Here is a 1,096-nt window from a genome sequence, read left to right as displayed (position 1 = left end):
AGAATTGCTGGGATCCCTGCAGGGGCAGCTGCCCAAACGCGGCTTTTTGATTCTAAAAGATGGGAAGTGGCACCCTGTCCACCTCAGCCGACGCCGCGCCCAGGTGCGCCGCCTGCTGCAAGAGTATCTGCGCTCCCTTGAGCAGCCGGAGCCGCCCCAGGTGTTGATGGCCCGCAGCCGCTGTCATCTTTGCCACTGGCGGGAGCACTGTCGACAGCTAAACGCCGCCACCCAGCCCCTCAGCCTGCTGCCAGGCGTAACCGGATCCCGCTATCCCCTGTTGCAAGAGGCAGGGATCAACTCGATTGAGGCCTTAGCTAACGCCCGCCTGGAGATGCTCCAGGCTATCCCCAAGCTGGGAGACGGCGTGGCCCTGCAACTGCAGCTTCAAGCCCGTGCCACCCTCAGCCGCAAGCCCCTTTGGCTGCAATCCCCGCCGCAAGCTCTGCCAACAGCGTCCGTGGAGCTGTACTTCGATATCGAGGCGGATCCCCGCCACAACGTCGCCTACCTGTTAGGCTTGCTAGTGGTAGAACAAGCAGAGGGAAACACAATTGTCAACTACCACGGCTGCTTGGCTGCCGAACTGCAGGAAGAAGGGCAAGCCTGGCAACAGTTTTTACAATTGGTTCAACGTTACCCTGAGGCGCCCATCTATCATTTTCATGACTTTGAAATACAGACTTGCCGACGCCTGGGGGAGCAGTACCAAACGGATCCGCGAGAGGTGCGACAACTGTTGCAGCGCTTCGTGGATTTACACAGCTGGGTTCGACGCTCGGTAGTGCTCCCCATTGAGAGCTACTCTCTGAAAAACATTGCCCGCTGGCTGGGGTTCAAGTGGCGACTACCGGAGGCTAATGGAGCCCACTCCATCTATTGGTACAGCCAGTGGTTGGAAACACGAGATCGCCGCTATCTGGAACAGTCACTCATTTACAACGAGGACGACTGCCGAGCTACCTATCACCTTAAAGCCTGGTTAAGTCAAAGTGCGGCTCTTGAGTCCGTTAATAGCCTCTCCCTGCTAGCTGACGGGACTGCAAGCGCCGCGGTGAGTTGGTTGGGGAAAAAGAATCCCCCTAGTGGGGGCTGA

Annotated in this window: 1 protein-coding gene; it reads left to right on the top strand. The window is 58.2% G+C overall.

Features of this window, described 5'->3' with window-relative positions:
* Positions 1 to 1,096: TM0106 family RecB-like putative nuclease (locus NW827_RS01520; protein WP_414503257.1), on the top strand; the 1,096-nt coding region annotated here is incomplete at its 5' end.

This window comes from Synechococcus sp. H70.1, from assembly GCF_047502705.1.
Lineage (GTDB): Bacteria > Cyanobacteriota > Cyanobacteriia > Thermostichales > Thermostichaceae > Thermostichus.
The sequence above is the reverse complement of the archived record's forward strand: the minus strand, read 5'-3'. Positions and strand labels throughout refer to the sequence as shown.